Below are 18,248 nucleotides of genomic sequence, written 5' to 3'. Positions count from 1 at the left end.
CCCTATTTCAGTATTCATTGCTCCATTATAACAAAAAAGACTGAACAGAGTCGGTTCTCTGTCAGTCTTTTGGCAGCTGGAAGGGCTTTTCGTCCGGATACAGCCTTGCGAGCATTTCATCATAGCCGTCGTTACCGTAGTTCAGGCAGCGGCGCACCCGGGAAATGGTCGCTGTGCTGGCTCCCGTTTCATTCTTTATCTTTTCGTACGTTTTTTTCATCCGCAGCATGCGCGCGACTTCCAGGCGCTGCGACAGCGACTGGATTTCACTGATGGTGCACAGATCATCGAAAAAGCGGTACGCTTCCTCTTCATCTTTCAGCGCCAATACCGCTTGGATCAATTGATCAGTTTGCGGCCCTCGGATTTTATCTACCTGCATTCGGCATAACCGTCCTTTCATTTCTATGGATCCGTTAAGGGGTATAGCGGACTGAACTTCCCATGCCGGGTTCAGCCGGCACAATATGGATCCACGATTTCCCCGGAGCCAAAGGGACGGATTCGCCGTCAATTGTCGGGACAAGCATCCCGCCTTTCGAACTCCATTCTATTCCCTGGACTCCTCCGCCTTGGAAAAGCAGCGCTTTACCGCCGTTTGAGATATCGATCGCTTGGCGCCCTTTGGCATCAATCGTTTTGTGAGCCGCTTCAAACACTAAGATATTTGCCAGCTCCACGGCTTCCCCAGTTTCCTTCTCGGCCGTTTGGACCCCTCCCGATGCCCGGCTGTAAAGCCCGGTTTCGGCATCGTAGGCATAGGTGTTCAGGAAGTCTGGATCCGTTCCGTACTGCACCTCTATGGAAGAAGCTTGTTCCACCAGTTTAGCACTTTCAACGGAATCGTAGAAGGCATAAGGGCTTGTGCCGCTGTATGCGGCGGATGCTCCGGTGCTTTCCATGGCTGCCAGAATATTGTCGAATGTGATATAGGAATTATGCGGCGCCACCCGGTCGCTCGACCGCCGGAAAAGGGTGCCGTCGTGGTCCATGCCGTTCACATGGTCCACTATACCCGGTTCGAGCAGCTGATATGCTTCCGGGCTGTAGCCATGCGCGACAAAAAACGCATCATGCGCCTCGGCCAGTTTCACGAAATACTCGCGGGCGCTCCGGATCGGGCCGACTTCTTCCGGGTATCCGCTTTGGTAAAGTGCCAGAAAACGCGTGATGTTGTATTCGGCGATAAATTCGAACACCATATCCGCTTCGGCCAAACCGGTCTGCGGACGGGCGTCCGGATGGTTGTTGATGACCGCCATCACCGTCCGCTGATCGAACGGCCCGCCCGCCTCTCCCGAATAAGGAGAAGTGGTCAGTTCCGGAGTTTCTTCCGAAGGCCGTTCAGCAGGTTCATCGCCATTTCCCTTATTTATAAAATATAGAATGATTCCGCCGATCAAGGCTGCAGCGAGCAGGACAAGGAGCCATCGTTTCATCGCTACTGCCTCATAAATGCAGGGAAGAGGATTTTTTTATTCATGACATCATAAATTCCTTTTTGGGTGACCCGTACGTACGGAAGATGCGTCGCCTGCAAGAACAGCAAGGTATAGACCGCATCGCCGTGCTTATACCCGCGTTCTTTCAGCGCTTTTTTCAGCTTCTGCTCCTGCGGGATCAACAGTTCCATCGGCTGGTCGCTCAAGAAGCCGCCGATCGGCAGCGGCAATGTACAGACCGCTTCGCCGTCTTCCACAAGGACGATCCCGCCCTTTATGCGCTTCAGTTCCTCAAAAGCCGCTTTCATATCGTTCCTGTCCTTGCCGATCAGGATGATGTCGCCGGTATTCGAATAGGAGGACGCAAATCCGCTGACGCCATTAGCGAACCCTTTGATCAGCGTATTGACGCGCCATTTTCCGTGTTTATCCAAAAGCATTAAAAAGCTTTCATCGTGGTTTTTCGAAAGGTGCCCTTCGTGTGTGTCCACACTGACCTTATAGGGTTTGGTGATGACATCGTTCACCATCTCAATGCCGAATGGCATCGAGAACTGGAAGTCATCTTCCGACAAATCGAAGTCCATTTCGAGGTCTGGCAATACGGACCAATCGATTTCAGGGAGTGCAACCACTTTTTCTCCGTCTTTCTTCAGCCAGACGCCTTTGGAAATGACGCCGGACGGAATAGGATTGTCGAGCGATTCCAGGATGTTGATATTGGCATAGCGGCCAGTCGCAATCAAACCGTGCAAACTGGTCACATTATAATAGCGGGCCACGTTATAGGAAGCCATCATATACGCATCAATCGGCGGAACGCGTGCCTCGAGAGCGATCTTGATGCACAAGTCCATCACGCCATCCAGATGGAATGCGGGCGTCGAGCCGTCAGTCGTCATCATCAATTTATCGAAGACGTTCAAGTCGCGCGCAACGATGTCCTTCAGAAGATGCGGCAGATCCGGCCGGATGGATGAATGGCGCAAAGTGACGCCATAGCCGTGGAACAAGCGCATCTCCACTTCATCGGCGGTCATGGCTTCATGGTCACCGTCTGCACCGAGCAGCCGCATTTTCGCCAAGGTCTTCTCGGAAGCTCCTGGAAAATGGCCTTCGATTTTCTTCAGCCCCATTTTCGCTTTCTGAATCCAGTAAAGCATCTGGTCGTCGCCGGCCATCAATTTCGGCCAGCCCGTCAGTTCGCCGCCCAAAAGGACGTCGGGGCGATCGAGCCATTCCCCGACCGCCTTGGAAGTGAACAGGCTGTCTTCATTCAAAAGCTCGGTCTGCGAATCAAACCGCGTCCACCAGTAGAAATTGAACGGCAGCTCCGCCAGTTGGTCCAACAATGAAAACGCTTTCTCATTTTCCAAAGATAAAAACAAGTTCAAATTGTCCGAAAGGAATGTTGTCGTCCCGCCTTGTGCTGCATAATCGGCAAAGGTCTGCGGATTGTACAGCTGGAAAGGATGGACGTGCGGTTCGATATAGCCCGGCACCAGCCACTTGCCTTCCATGTCCGCCACTTCCGTGTTCGGCCCGACTTTCGGCATTTCCTGCCCTGCGTAGACGATCCGGTCCCCGTCGATCCAGATATTGCCCGTCACCCATTTTTTGAAAATGCCATGCAAGTATGTAGCATTTATCAGCACAAGATCCGGCGAGGCCTCTTTAGTTATTATTTTCAATTGTTCCCGTATTTCCTTGTTTCTCCATAATGGATTCACCATAGCCGGCACCTTCTCTCTTCTATTTCCATACATAATATCGTAGCATAACAATGCATAGAAATACAGAGAAGATGCCATAATATTAGAAGATTCTGATTCTAAAGGGACACAAAAAATCCACGCATTCCGCGTGGATTCCGTTTATTTCGATACGGGGTTGTTGAACGGCTCTAAAACGTCTGTTTTGCTTTCTTCTTCGAAAGTCAGTACCTTGGAAACCGGATCGTACGACTCGCCGTAGAAATGCTCGTCTTTGTAAGTGTGGATCTCGCCGTACATCTTTTTCATCGATTCGAAAATCTCTTCTTCTGATTCGTTGTTTGGCGCCCAGTAAAGGATTTCCATGGAATTCTCCTCGCCTGTCGCAAGCGAACGGCGGCAATAGCCGATGGAAGACGCATGCTCGAATCCTTCGCGAGCGTAGAAACGCAGGCGCTTCTCGGAGTCGGTGTCTTCATAGTCGACCGGCTCCACTTCCAGGATGATCGGCTTGTTCTTGTCTTTCAAGAATTGAAGCGCTTTTTTGCCGAGCCCCATGCCGCGGGATTCCTTTGAAACGAACAAGTAGTCGACAAATGTGAAGCTCGGGAATTCTGCATACATCAAGACGTGGTACGGTCCCTCATCTTTGAAGTAGACACTTCCTTTTTCTTTCAGCAATGTGTCCATATGCTCTTTTGATTTCATTTCTTCTACCGGGAAATACTGATTCAATTTTTCATACCAATTCATAGTTTGTGCTCCTTTCGACTTGTGGTGCCCTGCTGATTTTGTTGTTGGAGTCGGTTGCTGCCGTTTCGTTCTGAAGTGTAATTAGAGGTAAAAGTGGGCTGTTGAAAATCCTCAACTCGGATTTGATAGGCCAAGGGCGGCTTATCAAATAAAAAATGACACATTTCCTTAACGAATTTGTGTCATTTAATAGTATAACATATTCAGTTTTTCATTGCACGCCAGCCGATATCGGACCGGTAGAAGAAACCGTCCCATTTGAGCTTCCCGAGTTCCCGGTACACTGCAGCCTGCGCTTCTTCCAGCGTTCCGGCGCTTGCCGAAGCAAAAATCACCCGGCCTCCGTTGGCTTCAAAGCCTGAAGGGCCTTTTTTGGTGCCTGCATGCGTCACTTGTACGCCTTCCAGCAGCTCGGTGTCCGGAAGCAGTGCGCCTTTTTGGACGCTTTCCGGATAGCCTTCTGCTGCCACTACGACGCCCAGCACCGCAGCACGGCCCCATTTCAGGTCGAATTCTTCGCCGTCCAGCAGCGCATTCATGAATAGGCCAAAATCCGATTCCATGCGCGGCAGGACAACTTGCGTTTCGGGATCGCCGAAACGGGCATTGAACTCGATCACTTTCGGACCTTGTGCCGTCAAGATGATCCCGGCATAAAGGATGCCATCAAACGGCGTGCCCTCTGCCTGCATCGCTTCGACCGCAGGTTTGACAATCCGGGCATAGGTTTCATCAACAACCTCTTCCGAAATTTGCGGCACTGGTGAATAAGCCCCCATGCCGCCGGTATTCGGTCCCCGGTCCCCGTCATATGCCCGTTTATGGTCCTGGGAGATCGGCATCGGATAGATGCGCCCCCCTTTTACAAACGACATGAACGAAAACTCTTCCCCGTCGAGGAATTCTTCAATGACCACACGCGAACCTGATTCGCCGAACTTCTGCCCTTCGAGCATATCGTTCACAGCCGCAATCGCTTCTTCTTCGCTCCCTGCAACTACGACGCCTTTTCCGGCTGCCAAGCCATCTGCTTTGATGACAATCGGCGCTCCGTGGCTCCGAATGAACTCCACTGCCGGTGCAGCTTCCGTAAAGGTTTCATAAGCTGCCGTCGGGATGCCGTATTTCTTCATCAATTCTTTGGCGAACGCTTTGCTGCCTTCAATTTGGGCTGCTGCTTTTGTTGGCCCGAAAATTCGTTGGCCCCGTTCTTCAAAAAAATCAGTGATGCCCGCAGCCAGCGGCTGTTCGGGCCCCACAAAGGTAAAATCGATGCCGTTTTGTACGGCAAAATCGCTCAATGCATTAAAATCCAGTTCATCAATGCCGATGAGTTCAGCATCTTCTGCCATTCCATCATTGCCCGGTGCCGCGTATACTTTCGACACAGAAGCGGATGTTGAAAATTGGCGGGCGATGGCATGTTCACGCCCGCCTTTTCCGATCACTAAGACCTTCATGGTGTGCCCCCTTGCTTAATGTTTGAAATGGCGGACGCCGGTAAATACCATGGCGATGCCGTATTCATCGGCTTTGTCGATCGAGTCCTGGTCCTTTTTCGAACCGCCCGGCTGGATAATCGCTTTGATGCCTGCACGTGCTGCCGCTTCTACGGTATCGGACATCGGGAAAAATGCATCTGAAGCCATCACTGCGCCTTCTGCACGCTCTCCTGCCTGTTCCAACGCGATTTTCGCAGCCCCGACGCGGTTCATTTGCCCCGCTCCGATGCCCAGCGTCATATTGGAATCACAGACGACAATGGCATTCGATTTCACATGTTTGACGACGCTCCAGCCGAGCTTCAGCGCTTCGAGCTCCGCTTCTGTCGGCTGGCGCTTTGTCGCGACTTGGATGTCGGCATCCTTATAGCCGAAGGCATCCGGTTCCTGGAGCAGCAGGCCGCCTTCCACGGTGACCGTGTTCCATTTATCCTGGCGGACCCGTTCGAACGGTATCGTCAGCAAGCGGATGTTCTTCTTCTGGGTCAGCAGTTCCAATGCCTCTGGTGAATAAGAAGGTGCAATGATGATTTCAAGGAAAATCGTGCTCAACTGCTGGGCCGTTTCAGCATCCACTTCACGGTTCAGCGCTACGATGCCGCCGAAAATCGATGTGGAATCCGCTTCATACGCTTTTGCAAAAGCTTCCGCAATCCCTTGGCCAGTCCCGACGCCGCATGGATTCATGTGCTTCACCGCAACAGCTGCAGGCATCGAGAACTCTTTGATGATCTGCAAAGCTGCGTTGGCGTCCTGGATATTGTTATACGATAATTCCTTGCCGTGCAATTGCGCTGCATTCGCAATCGAGAAATCGGAACCGAGTGCGCTGCGGTAAAAAGCCGCTTTCTGGTGCGGGTTCTCGCCGTAGCGGAGCGGCTGCGCCAATTCATATGTAAGCGTCAGCGATTCCGGGAAATCTTCGCCTGTCAATTCCGTCAAGTAATTGGAGATATAGGAGTCATAGGCTGCGGTATGGCGGAACACTTTAGCCGCGAGGCGGCGGCGGGTTTCTGCTGTCGTTTTGCTGCCCGCCCGCAATTCCTCAATGACGATGGCGTAATCCGATGCGTCCACGATGACCGTCACATAAGCATGGTTTTTTGCAGCAGACCGCAGCATTGTCGGGCCGCCGATATCGATGTTTTCGATGGCGTCTTCGACCGATACGTCCGGTTTGGAGATCGTCTCGCGGAATGGATAGAGATTGACGCAGACAATGTCAATCGGCGAAATACCGTTTTCGGCCATCTGCCGCTGATGTTCTGCATCGTCCGGTTTGCCGAGCAGCCCGCCGTGGATCAGCGGGTGAAGCGTCTTTACACGGCCTTCAAGAATTTCAGGAAATCCGGTCACTTCATCAACAGCCATGATGCCCACGCCATTCTCTTCCAAGAAACGCTTCGTGCCGCCAGTCGATAAGATTTCATAACCCATTTTCTCAAGTTCCTGCGCAAACTCCAATATGCCGGATTTGTCTGATACGCTCAATAATGCTCTCTTTTTCAAAGTATGTCCTCCTAAAAATAGAGCCGGTGAATTCACCGGCTGAATAATTGCTGTAAAGTTGCCGGATAAAGCCGATGCTCGATTTCATGGATCTCCGCTTCTACTTCATCCCTGGTGCGTCCGTTTACCGGAAAACATTCCTGGGCGATGATTTTCCCGGTGTCCATGCCGTCATCCACGAAATGCACCGTCACTCCTGCTGTTTCCGCACCGGCAGATATGGTCTGTCCGATTGCATCCTTGCCGGGAAAGTCCGGCAAGGCAGACGGATGGATATTAACGATGCGGTTCTCGAATGCGGAAAGGAGCACAGGGCCGATCAGGCGCATATATCCTGCGAGAACGATCCATTCCACACCAAGTCCAAGTAGTTTGCCTTTGAGCATTTCTTCATACATCGCTTTCGAGCCGTATTGTGAAGCGGTGAACACAAGCGTCTCGATACCCATTTCCTTTGCCCGCTCCACAACAAATGCCTGTGGTCGGTCCGAGACGGCTAGCACGACTTCTGCATCCAGCGCGCCGCTTTGCGCTGCTTCTGCTATCGCTTGAAAATTAGAGCCGTTTCCAGAAGCGAAAACGGCAATTTTGGTTTTATTGGCCATCCAGCGTCCCATCCTGTTCACCGACGAATTGGACCCCTGCTTTTCCGGAAACGGTGCCGATTTGGTATGCCCGGTCGCCGCACGCTTCCGCTGCCTGGAGCACTTCTTCCGCCCGTTCCGGCGAAACCGCCAGCACAAAGCCGATGCCCATATTAAAGACCGAATACAAGTCGCGGTGCGAAAGCTTCCCTTTTTCCTGAAGCAATTCGAAGATACGGAGCACCGGCCACGTGCCGAGCCCGATTTCAGCGCCCAGCCCTTCCGGCATCATGCGCGGCAAGTTCTCGATGAATCCGCCGCCGGTCACATGAGCCATGCCATTGACGCTGCTGGCAGCCAGAATTGAAGCGACGGTTTTTGCATAGATCTTGGTCGGGTTCAACAGCTCATTGCCGATCGGCCCAAGGTCTTCAAAGCCTTCGACAATCCCTTCGAGCTGGTAATGGTGTTCTTCAAACATGATGTGGCGGACCAGCGAATAGCCGTTCGAATGGATGCCGCTGGACGCAAGGCCGATCAACACGTCGCCCTGACGGATGTTTTCGCCTGTGACGATGGCCGACTTCTCGGCGGCCCCTACTGCAAAACCGGCAATGTCGTATTCATCCGCTTCATACAGTCCCGGCATTTCTGCAGTTTCCCCGCCGATCAGTGCTGCGCCGGACTGGACACAGCCATCAGCGACGCCCTTGACGATCTGTTCGATCTTCTCAGGAACCGCCTTGCCTACTGCAATATAATCCAGGAAAAACAGAGGTTCAGCGCCTTGGGCGACAATGTCATTGACGCACATGGCCACTGCATCGATGCCGATCGTGTCATGCTTGTCGGCCATGAATGCCAGTTTCAATTTCGTCCCGACGCCGTCTGTTCCGGAAACAAGGACCGGTTCCTTCAAATTTAGCGCCGATAAATCGAACATGCCCCCGAAGCCTCCGAACGCACCCATCATGCCTTTTCGCGCTGTGCGCTCGACATGCGATTTCATTCGGTTGACCGCTTCATAGCCTGCTTCAATATTGACGCCTGCTTTTTCATATGCTTTTGACACACCGGTTCCCCCTTATTTCACTTTTTCTTTTTCGTGCGGCAATACCGTATCCGGATAGATGTTCGTCGGATATTCGCCTGTGAAACACCCTAGGCAATGCCCGCATTTCGAACCCGGGTCGGTGCGGCCGATATTTTGGACCATACCTTCCACCGACAAGAATGTCAGTGAATCGGCGCCGATGATTTCGCGCATTTCTTCAACTGTATTGTTCGCAGCGATCAATTCGCCGGCCGTCGAGATGTCGATGCCATAAAAACACGGGTTCTTGATCGGCGGCGAAGAGATGACAACATGCACTTCCGTCGCCCCGGCCTCTTTCAATAAATTCACGATCCGGCGGGAAGTGGTGCCGCGCACGATCGAATCATCGACCATGATGACGCGCTTCCCTTCCACAACTTGGCGGACCGGAGACAATTTCATCTTGACGCCTTGTTCGCGCAAATCCTGCGAAGGCTGGATGAACGTGCGTCCCACATAACGGTTCTTGATCAAGCCGAGTTCGTAAGGAATTCCGCTTGCTTCCGAATAGCCGATCGCCGCAGAAATGCTCGAGTCCGGCACCCCGGTGACCACATCCGCATCAATCTGGATCTCTTTCGCCAACTGCTTGCCGAGGCGTTTGCGGGCAGCGTGGACATTGATGCCATCGATGTCTGAATCCGGGCGGGAGAAATAAACATATTCCATCGTACAGATTGCGCGTTCATCCGGATAAGCGAAACGTTCAGCGCGCATGCCGTCATCATTGATGATCAAAAACTCACCCGGCTCGACAGAACGGACAAACTCCGCTCCGACAATATCGAATGCGCACGTTTCAGACGCCACTACCCATGAATCGCCGAGTTTCCCAAGGGAAAGCGGACGAAGGCCGTTCGGATCGAGCGCGACATACATCGCTTCTTCTGACAGGATCAAAAAGGCGAAAGCGCCTTTCAAGAGCGACAAGGCATTTTTCGCTTTTTCTTCAAACGATTCATAGCCGCTTCTTTTGATCAGATGCGCCAGCACTTCCGTGTCGGACGTTGTCTGAAAAATGCTTCCTTGGCGTTCCAGGTGGCCCTTCAAATGGTTTGCGTTGACCAGGTTGCCGTTATGCGAAATTGCCAGGCTGCCGGTTGTCGAGTTGAAGAGCAGCGGCTGGACGTTTTCGATGCCGCTGCCGCCCGCCGTCGCATAGCGGACATGGCCGATTGCCGCCTGGCCAGCGATTTTCACGAGTTTTTCAGGTGTAAACACTTCGCTGACCATGCCTTCCCCTTTCAAGGGAAGCAGGTTGTTGCCGTCTGTCGAAACAATTCCGGCGCCTTCTTGGCCGCGGTGCTGCAATGCATGCAGCCCGTAATAGGTCAGCTGGGTCGCATTCGCATTTCCCCAAATTCCGAAAATGCCGCATTCTTCATTTAAGCTTCTGATTTCAGCAAGCATGGGATTGCTCCTTTCCAGGCTGCGCGAAGCGTATCGACTGAACCGTTGATCCATGCCGTACCGTCTTCGCCTTTGATCACTAATTGATTGCCTTCAGTGACCGTTCCGATTTTCTTGGCGTCCGTGACAATTCCCTCAAACGCTTGTGCATTGCCAGGAGAAACAGTAAGGATGAAACGGGATTGTGATTCGCTGAATAAAGCTGTCGTTGCAGAACCAGAAAGTGTAACATCGATCCCAAGCCCTTTGCCGAACGCTTTCTCGGCAAGCGCTACAGCCACGCCGCCTTCGGCTACATCGTGCGCCGAAGCGACAAGGCCCTGCTGGATTGCTGAGAGAATCTGCGCCTGGCGCTGCGCTTCCACGTCCAAATCGATGCTCGGCGCTTTGCCGAAGATGCGTCCTTCAACCATCTTCTGCAGTTCGCTGCCGCCGAATTCTGTGAAGCTTTCGCCGATCATATAAACTAGATCGCCCGCTTTTTTCGCGTCCTGCGTCGTGACATGCGAGAGATCTTCCACGAGCCCGACCAAACCGATGGTCGGCGTCGGGTAAACCGCTGTGCCGTTTGTTTCATTGTATAAAGAGACGTTTCCGCCGATTACCGGCGCATCAAGAATCGTGCAGGCTTCCGACATGCCGTCCGCCGCTTTTTCCAACTGCCAGAAGATTTCCGGCTTCTCGGGATTTCCGAAGTTCAAGCAATCCGTGATTGCTAGCGGTTTTGCACCAGATACAACAACGTTGCGCGCCGCTTCCGCAACCGCGATCTTGCCGCCGGTTTCCGGATCCAGATAGATATAGCGCGAGTTGCAGTCAGTCGTCATTGCAAGGCCTTTGTTCGTGCCGCGCACGCGGATGACTGCCGCATCCGATCCCGGGCTCACCACGGTGCTCGTGCGCACTTGGTGGTCGTATTGATCGTAGACCCATTCTTTCGAAGCGATCGTCGGCTGTTGCAATAAACTCAATAAGGTTTCATTGTAATCGGTGACTTTCGGCTCCACGTTTTCGAGCTGCTGGTATTCCGTGAAATAAGCAGGCACGCTTGATGGTTTATGGTAAACCGGCGCGTCTTCTGCAAGCGCATCGACCGGCACTTCCGCCACGACTTCTCCTTTATGCAATAAACGCAGTGTCGAATCATCTGTTACTGTTCCGACCGTTACCGCATCCAGGCCGTACTTCTCGAACAGCTCGACAATTTCCGGTTCGCGGCCTTTTTTCACGACGATCAGCATGCGTTCCTGTGATTCCGACAGCATCATTTCATACGCTGTCATATCGCGCTCGCGCTGCGGGACGTGATCCAAATCCATTTCGATGCCGGAGCCGGCTTTTGAAGCCATTTCTGCTGACGATGATGTAAGGCCGGCTGCACCCATGTCCTGGATCCCGACAAGTGCATCGGATTTGACCAGTTCCAGGCAAGCTTCTAGCAAGAGCTTTTCCATGAACGGATCTCCCACTTGGACAGCCGGGCGTTTCTCTTCAGATGCATCCGTCAATTCCTCGGAAGCGAACGTCGCTCCGTGAATGCCGTCGCGGCCGGTTTTTGCGCCGACGTACATGACCGGGTTGCCGACGCCGGAAGCGACGCCTTTTTGGATGTCTTTATGGTCGATCAGGCCGACGCACATGGCGTTGACCAATGGATTGCCGTCGTAGCAAGCGTCGAATTGCACTTCGCCGCCTACTGTCGGAATGCCGATGCAATTGCCGTAGCCCGCAATTCCGGCCACTACTTCCTCAAAAAGATATTTGACGCGGGGGGTCTGCAATTCGCCAAAGCGGAGTGAATTCAGCATCGCAATCGGGCGGGCACCCATCGAGAAGACGTCACGGATGATGCCGCCGACGCCTGTGGCTGCGCCCTGGTAAGGCTCGATGGCGGATGGGTGGTTATGCGATTCCATTTTGAAGACGACCGCTTGGCCGTCGCCGATATCGACGATGCCGGCGCCTTCGCCAGGCCCTTGCAGCACACGCGGGGCTTTGGTCGGAAATTTTGCCAGCACCGGTTTTGAGTTTTTATATGAACAATGCTCAGACCACATAACCGAAAACAAACCCGTTTCCGTGTAATTCGGTGTTCTGCCCAAGATGTTTTCCACCATTTCGAATTCTGCGTCGGACAAGCCCATTTGGCGGTAGATTTTCTGGTCTTTGATCTGTTCGATATTCGGCTCAAGCATGAGTGACATGTGATTCCCTCCACTGTTTAACGATTGATTTAAATAACAACAAGCCGTCGCTGCCGCCGATCAGATCGGAAACCGCACGCTCCGGATGCGGCATCATGCCAAGCACATTGCCGCGTTCATTGATGATGCCCGCAATATTGTTGCGGCTGCCGTTAAAGTCGCCTTCGTAGGTGAAGACGATCTGGTTGTTCGCTTTCATTTTTTCGTATGTCTCATCGTCACAGTAATAATTCCCTTCGCCATGTGCGATCGGAATCCGGATTTCCTGGCCTGCTGTGTACTGGTTCGTAAAGATCGTGTCGGCATTCTCAACTTTCAGGCCGACCGTGTGGCACATGAATTTCAGGTTCTTGTTGCGCAGGAGAACGCCCGGCAGAAGGCCTGCTTCGGTCAGGATCTGAAAACCGTTGCAGACGCCCAGAACCGGTTTGCCGGCTTCTGCCGCTTTTTTCACTTCCGCCATAATGGCAGAAGTCTGGGCGATTGCGCCGCAGCGCAAGTAGTCGCCGTAAGAAAAACCGCCCGGCACCAAAATGCCGTCGTACTTGCTCAAATCAGTTGAATCATGCCAAACATAGTCCACTTCTTCGCCTAGTTCATCTTTGATGGCGTGGTACATGTCCAAATCGCAATTAGAGCCAGGGAATACGATTACTGCGAATTTCATTGTGAGACAGCCTCCTCGATTTCGAAACGGTAATCCTCGATCACCGTGTTCGTCAATAACCTATGGCACATTTCATTGACCAATGCATCAACATTCTTTTCCTCGTCCGCAATCATCAATTCCAAGTACTTTCCGATGCGCACATCTTCGACTTGGCTGTAGCCCATTTTATGGAGAGATCCCATCACTGCTGAGCCCTGTGGATCCAATACACTTTCACGCAAGGTAACGTAGATTTTTACTTTTTTCATGAATGTTGTCCTCCTAATTTAGCTAAAATGAGTCCGTACGCATCTGTTAAATTGCCGAGGTCCCGGCGGAATACATCTTTATCGAGTTTCTGTTTCGTTTCCGAATCCCAAAGCCGGCATGTATCCGGCGAGATTTCATCAGCCAGCAGAATGCTGCCGTCCTTATCGCGGCCGAACTCGATCTTGAAATCGACCAAATCGACGCCCACTTCCTTGAAAAAGCCGATCAGCACTTCGTTCACTTTCAAGGCTTTTTCGCGCAGCTCCTGCACTTCTTCCGGAGCCGCAAGACCCAGCAATTGGATGTGGTCTTCCGTAATAATCGGATCGCCCAGTGCGTCGTCTTTATAATAGAACTCCACAACCGGCCGTTCGAGCTGCGTGCCTTCTTCTATTCCTAGGCGCTTTGCCATGCTGCCTGCCACGATGTTGCGCACCACCACTTCAATCGGGATGATCGACACTTCACGGACAAGCTGTTCCTGGTCAGACAATTGTTTGACGAAATGGGACTCGATTCCCGCTTCCTTCAATTTTTCAAAGAGCAATGATGTAATTTTATTGTTCAGCGTGCCTTTTCCTGCAATGTCCGCTTTCTTTTCGCCGTTGAAAGCTGTCGCTGAGTCTTTGTATTCCACCCATAAAATGCCTTGTTCGTCTGTTGCATACAAGCGTTTCGCTTTGCCTTCGTACAATAGCTGACCTTTTTCCATGTTCAAAGCCCCCGTTTAGTTTAATCCAAGTCGGTTGAAAATCATGTCCACCTGCTGCAAGTGATGGTTGTAGTCGAAGCAATCATCCAGTTCTTCTTTGGACAATTGGGAAGTGATGGTGTCGTTCGCTTCCACGATTTTACGGAAATGCGTCTGGTTTTCCCACGCTTCCATCGCACAAGGCTGGACCGTATCATACGCCGCTTCGCGGGCCATCCCTTTGTCGATCAAGGCAAGCAATACACGCTGCGAATAAATCAAGCCGAGCGTTGAGTCCATATTGCGCTTCATGTTTTCCGGGAACACCGTCAAGTTCTTCACGATATTCGAGAAGCGGTTCAGCATATAGTTCAAGGCAATCGTCGCATCCGGCAAAATGACGCGTTCCGCTGATGAATGCGAAATATCGCGTTCGTGCCAAAGCGAGACGTTTTCGTAAGAAGTGACCATGTAGCCGCGGATCAAACGTGCAAGGCCGGTCATGTTCTCCGAACCGATCGGATTGCGTTTATGCGGCATTGCCGATGATCCCTTTTGCCCTTTGGCGAAAAACTCTTCCACTTCGCGCGTTTCCGATTTTTGCAGGCCGCGGATTTCTGTCGCGAATTTCTCGATTGATGTAGCGATGAGTGCCAGCGTGCTCATGTACTGTGCATGACGGTCGCGCTGCAAAGTTTGTGTGGAAATTGGCGAAGCAGCAAGTCCCAGCTGTTTGCAGACGTACTCTTCAACAAACGGATCAATGTTGGCGTACGTGCCTACAGCTCCGGACATTTTACCGGTCTCAATCGACTTAGCAGCCGCTTCAAAGCGCTCCAAATTGCGCTTCATTTCTTCGTGCCATAGCGCCAGTTTCAAGCCGAACGTTGTCGGTTCAGCATGGACGCCATGCGTACGGCCCATCATGACCGTCATTTTATGTTCTTTGGCTTTGTTCGCCAGAATTTCGATAAAGTTGTTCAAATCTTTTCGGATAATTTCGTTCGCTTGCTTGATCAAGTAGGAAAGCGCCGTATCCACGACATCCGTTGAAGTCAGCCCGTAATGCACCCATTTGCGTTCTTCGCCAAGCGTCTCTGATACCGCCCGGGTAAAAGCGACCACATCATGGCGGGTCTCTTCTTCAATCTCCAAAATCCGGTCTACTGAAAACGAGGCGTTTTGCCGGATCTTTGCGACATCTTCTTTCGGGATATCGCCGATTTCCGCCCAAGCTTCACATGCCAAAATCTCAACTTCCAGCCAAGCGTTGTAGCGGTTTTCTTCTGTCCAAATGGCACCCATTTCAGGTCGTGTATAACGTGCGATCATAATCCAGTTCCTCCAATTATTCCGGCCAAATGCCGGATTCGTCTATTTCGTTCAATGTTTTCTCGATATCATCCGTCAAAATGGTGACATGCCCCATTTTGCGTTTATGCTTTGCTTCATCTTTTCCGTATAAATGAATCGACCAGTCGGGATAGCGGGAAATCTTGGATGCCAGCGGCGCGACATGCTCGCCCAGTACATTGACCATCACCGTATCCGCCCACAGCTTCGGCTTTCTAAGCGGCCAGCCGCAAATAGCCCGGATGTGCTGATGGAATTGCGAGATGTTGGTTCCTTCTATTGAATAATGCCCGGAATTATGAGGGCGTGGGGCCAGTTCATTCACCAGGATCCCGCCATCTTTCAACACGAACATTTCAACTGCCAATGTTCCAACCATCTCCAGACGGTCTGCAATCTTTCCTGCTGCTGCTTTGGCCTGTTCAATCGTAGATTCCGCAACACGTGCCGGCACGATTGTTTCATGGAGAATGTGATCTTTGTGGATATTCTCCCCAATCGGCAGAATAGCCGCTTCACCGTGGACGTTGCGCTGGATAATCACTGAGATTTCCTTATCGAACTCAATGAAAGCTTCCGCCACACAAGCACCATTTCCGAAAAGCGGTTCAGCCAGTTCCAGTTCCGCTTCTGTCGAAACCAGCTGCTGTCCTTTTCCGTCATATCCGCCTTTTGCTGTTTTCACAACAAAAGGATATTCCAGCTGGCTGCTCTTTTCTTTCAGTTCTTCAAACGTTTTCGCTGCAATATAATCGGCAATCGGAACCCCGGCATCCGCTATCGCCTGCTTTTCAAAAATGCGGTTTTGCGTAGTCCGGATCAACTCTGCGCCTTGTGGCACATAGGCAAGTTCCATCAGTTTTTCAAGCCCGGCAGCGTCAATATTCTCAAATTCATAAGTGATGACGTCGCTGACTTCCGCCAGCTCTTCAAGTGCCTGAGCATCATCGTAAGGTGCAATGATCTCAATATCGGCCACTTGCCCGGTCGGTGAATCCATGCCGGGGTCCAGCACCGCAATTTTGAATCCTGCTTCTTTTGCAGCCAACGCCATCATCCGGCCCAATTGTCCGCCGCCGATGATGCCGATTGTCTGTCCTGGCAAAATGGTCTTTGTCATATCAAATCACCTGTGCTTTTCAGTACTTCATCATGTGTCCGTCTTCTTCTTTCTTCAAGAGCATTCGCTGCATCGGCATCCACGGTCCCGAGAATCTGCGCAGCGAGCAAACCTGCATTCACTGCTCCTGCTTTCCCGATCGCTACCGTCGCAACGGGAACGCCTCCTGGCATTTGAACGATTGATAATAGCGAGTCCAGCCCGTTCAACGCTTTTGATTGAACCGGTACGCCGATAACCGGCAAGGTTGTTTTAGCAGCAACCATCCCCGGCAAATGGGCTGCTCCGCCCGCGCCTGCAATGATGACATGCAATCCGCGCGCCCGTGCTTCCGCTGCATAACTGAACATCAAGTCCGGTGTACGGTGAGCAGAAACCACTTTTTTCTCATAAGCAATCCCCAGCTCGTCGAGCACATCACATGCATGTTTCATCGTTTCCCAATCGCTTGAACTTCCCATTATTACGCCGATTCGCGGATCCATAGACCAATCTCTCCTTTAAACGAATAAAAGCCCTCAAATAAACTGCTCACTTAACGTGAAAAGCAGTTTACTTAAGGGCTTGTTTGTATGAACGAATTTAAAAATGATGGCATGGAAGCACATCCTTCGCCAAGTCTCCATAAGTTGCTTTCCCGCATAGTCCAGACATTCCGGTGTCCTGGTAGAAACGCAGAGGCCAATTCCTCTGCATATATGGGGTATCCTCAATAATCATAACAAGATATGAAAGGCGAGTCAATGATAAAGTCGAACGATGAAAAGCCTTCAGGTCTAATCGTTCGCCTTTTCCAAGAATATGGATTTAATTCTCTAATTTGTTTCCTTTAAACCTCACGATTTGCCTGACCGGTACTGGTTCACCGTTTATCTCTTCAAAGAGCGGCTCTTCCTTCCGGCCGACAGGGGCGTATCCCTCTGCCTTCATTCGTTCCAAGCATTCAGTAATCGATTCATTTTCTCCTACTTCAAACCATACTGTATTCTTGCTCATTTAAATAATTTCCCTTTCTTGACTTGTTTCACCCAGAATCCGCCATGAATCGTTTTCGGTTCGTAAGCGATGATAAAAGCCTTCGGGTCTAATTCCTTTATTGTTGTATACAATTGAAGTTCCATTTTGCGCGGCGTCAGAATTTGCATCGACTGCCTTCCGCCTTCCATCCCATTGGCTATCCAATCGGTTACCCCATACCCTTTTTCCCGCAGTTTCTTCGGAAGTGTCGGGTCCTCGTCACTAGTTATGACGTTTACCGTGATATAGCCTAAGGCCATTTTTTCTTCAATTTTGGATCCCACAATGACTCCTGAACCAAAACCAATAGCATAAGCGATCAGATTCTGAATCTGGTCCAAGTTGTCCAAAACCAGTCCCAAACCTACTATATAAATAACCGTTTCCACCATGCTTATGATTGCAGCAACATAGCGATAGCCTTTCAACGTCATAATCATCCGGATAGTGAGGAACGATACATAGACGATGTTGATCGTAAATATTATTAAAACCATCAACCACGGATTAATATCCAATTTTTGCACCCTTTCTTGCCTGTGAGTTTCAAATTTCATACTAGTTGAATTTAGAGGCGAATGCAAGGAGAAGAGCGTTGCCGCTTAGCATTAAGGCCTTATGATACAGGCTTTTTGCACTGAGGAATGCTTGCCGTATTCCACTGAAAAACTATATAAACCGATAAAACAATCGTACCATCGGTCCATCAGACATACAGTTCCTTTAACCTATGGCAGCCATTCGCCAATAAATACAGCTTTCGTTCTGAGGAGGTTAATGCCCTCAATTTTCCACTTTTATGATTAAGCACAAAAAAGCCGCTACCTTTTCAGGTAACGGCCTTCGATGTGCCCAGCGGCGTCCTACTCTCACAGGGGGAAACCCCCAACTACCATCGGCGCAAAAGAGCTTAACTTCCGTGTTCGGGATGGGAAC

The 18,248-nt window shown here is 51.2% G+C and carries 18 protein-coding genes, 1 rRNA gene and 1 riboswitch; all 19 genes read right to left on the bottom strand.

The genetic code is table 11. From position 1 onward, the window contains the following. Positions 1-61: 61 nt before the first annotated feature. On the bottom strand, positions 62-382 hold the full coding sequence (locus tag ACTL32_RS17065) for a YerC/YecD family TrpR-related protein (protein ID WP_204893635.1): 321 nt from the start codon (positions 380-382) through the stop codon (positions 62-64). A 34-nt stretch (positions 383-416) separates the two neighbouring features. Further along, positions 417-1,439 (bottom strand): DUF3048 domain-containing protein, encoded by a 1,023-nt coding sequence (locus tag ACTL32_RS17060; protein ID WP_441342595.1) that lies wholly within the window; start codon positions 1,437-1,439, stop codon positions 417-419. Positions 1,440-1,441: 2 nt separating this feature from the next. Further along, positions 1,442-3,175, bottom strand: coding sequence for an adenine deaminase C-terminal domain-containing protein (locus tag ACTL32_RS17055; RefSeq protein WP_441342594.1), 1,734 nt, complete (start codon positions 3,173-3,175; stop codon positions 1,442-1,444). Between the two features lie 141 nt (positions 3,176-3,316). Further along, a complete protein-coding gene (locus ACTL32_RS17050) occupies positions 3,317-3,907 on the bottom strand; it encodes a GNAT family N-acetyltransferase (protein ID WP_441342593.1) in 591 nt (196 codons plus the stop codon). A gap of 203 nt (positions 3,908-4,110) precedes the next feature. After that, a complete protein-coding gene (purD, locus tag ACTL32_RS17045) occupies positions 4,111-5,367 on the bottom strand; it encodes a phosphoribosylamine--glycine ligase (RefSeq protein WP_441342592.1) in 1,257 nt (418 codons plus the stop codon). Between the two features lie 15 nt (positions 5,368-5,382). Next, positions 5,383-6,918, bottom strand: coding sequence for a bifunctional phosphoribosylaminoimidazolecarboxamide formyltransferase/IMP cyclohydrolase (purH, locus tag ACTL32_RS17040; protein ID WP_441342591.1), 1,536 nt, complete (start codon positions 6,916-6,918; stop codon positions 5,383-5,385). Positions 6,919-6,950: 32 nt separating this feature from the next. Beyond that, on the bottom strand, positions 6,951-7,523 hold the full coding sequence (gene purN / locus ACTL32_RS17035) for a phosphoribosylglycinamide formyltransferase (RefSeq protein ID WP_441342590.1): 573 nt from the start codon (positions 7,521-7,523) through the stop codon (positions 6,951-6,953). Next, positions 7,513-8,574, bottom strand: a complete 1,062-nt coding sequence (gene purM, locus ACTL32_RS17030; protein WP_441342589.1) for a phosphoribosylformylglycinamidine cyclo-ligase — start codon at positions 8,572-8,574, stop codon at positions 7,513-7,515. The genes purN and purM overlap by 11 nt, the downstream gene beginning before the upstream one ends. A gap of 12 nt (positions 8,575-8,586) precedes the next feature. Then, positions 8,587-10,008 carry an amidophosphoribosyltransferase gene (gene purF / locus ACTL32_RS17025; RefSeq protein WP_441342588.1) on the bottom strand — a complete coding sequence of 474 codons (1,422 nt, stop codon included), beginning with the start codon at positions 10,006-10,008 and terminating at the stop codon, positions 8,587-8,589. Then, on the bottom strand, positions 9,984-12,212 hold the full coding sequence (gene purL / locus ACTL32_RS17020) for a phosphoribosylformylglycinamidine synthase subunit PurL (RefSeq protein ID WP_441342587.1): 2,229 nt from the start codon (positions 12,210-12,212) through the stop codon (positions 9,984-9,986). Before purL ends, purF begins: the two co-directional genes overlap by 25 nt. Beyond that, the gene (purQ, locus tag ACTL32_RS17015) at positions 12,196-12,879 is read right to left on the bottom strand and encodes a phosphoribosylformylglycinamidine synthase subunit PurQ (protein ID WP_441342586.1); all 684 of its coding nucleotides are present in this window, start codon (positions 12,877-12,879) and stop codon (positions 12,196-12,198) included. Before purQ ends, purL begins: the two co-directional genes overlap by 17 nt. Then, complete coding sequence (gene purS / locus ACTL32_RS17010; protein WP_441342585.1) at positions 12,876-13,130, bottom strand: phosphoribosylformylglycinamidine synthase subunit PurS; 255 nt, start codon at positions 13,128-13,130, stop codon at positions 12,876-12,878. The genes purQ and purS overlap by 4 nt, the downstream gene beginning before the upstream one ends. Further along, positions 13,127-13,843, bottom strand: coding sequence for a phosphoribosylaminoimidazolesuccinocarboxamide synthase (purC, locus tag ACTL32_RS17005; protein WP_441342584.1), 717 nt, complete (start codon positions 13,841-13,843; stop codon positions 13,127-13,129). Before purC ends, purS begins: the two co-directional genes overlap by 4 nt. Positions 13,844-13,858: 15 nt before the next feature. Continuing rightward, positions 13,859-15,154 (bottom strand): adenylosuccinate lyase, encoded by a 1,296-nt coding sequence (gene purB, locus ACTL32_RS17000; RefSeq protein WP_441342583.1) that lies wholly within the window; start codon positions 15,152-15,154, stop codon positions 13,859-13,861. Positions 15,155-15,170: 16 nt separating this feature from the next. Then, a complete protein-coding gene (purK, locus tag ACTL32_RS16995; RefSeq protein ID WP_441342582.1) occupies positions 15,171-16,295 on the bottom strand; it encodes a 5-(carboxyamino)imidazole ribonucleotide synthase in 1,125 nt (374 codons plus the stop codon). Continuing rightward, complete coding sequence (gene purE, locus ACTL32_RS16990; RefSeq protein ID WP_441342581.1) at positions 16,292-16,780, bottom strand: 5-(carboxyamino)imidazole ribonucleotide mutase; 489 nt, start codon at positions 16,778-16,780, stop codon at positions 16,292-16,294. Before purE ends, purK begins: the two co-directional genes overlap by 4 nt. Positions 16,781-16,917: 137 nt before the next feature. Further along, positions 16,918-17,017: riboswitch (purine riboswitch) on the bottom strand. 85 nt (positions 17,018-17,102) lie between these two features. Then, on the bottom strand, positions 17,103-17,291 hold the full coding sequence (locus ACTL32_RS16985; protein ID WP_441342580.1) for an NETI motif-containing protein: 189 nt from the start codon (positions 17,289-17,291) through the stop codon (positions 17,103-17,105). Further along, a complete protein-coding gene (locus tag ACTL32_RS16980; RefSeq protein WP_441342579.1) occupies positions 17,288-17,869 on the bottom strand; it encodes a DUF2179 domain-containing protein in 582 nt (193 codons plus the stop codon). The genes ACTL32_RS16985 and ACTL32_RS16980 overlap by 4 nt, the downstream gene beginning before the upstream one ends. A gap of 293 nt (positions 17,870-18,162) precedes the next feature. Next, a 5S ribosomal RNA gene (gene rrf / locus ACTL32_RS16975) occupies positions 18,163-18,248 on the bottom strand; the annotation flags it as partial.

The sequence above is a fragment of the Planococcus sp. FY231025 genome, assembly GCF_052078085.1.
Lineage (GTDB): Bacteria > Bacillota > Bacilli > Bacillales_A > Planococcaceae > Planococcus.
The sequence above is the reverse complement of the archived record's forward strand: the minus strand, read 5'-3'. Positions and strand labels throughout refer to the sequence as shown.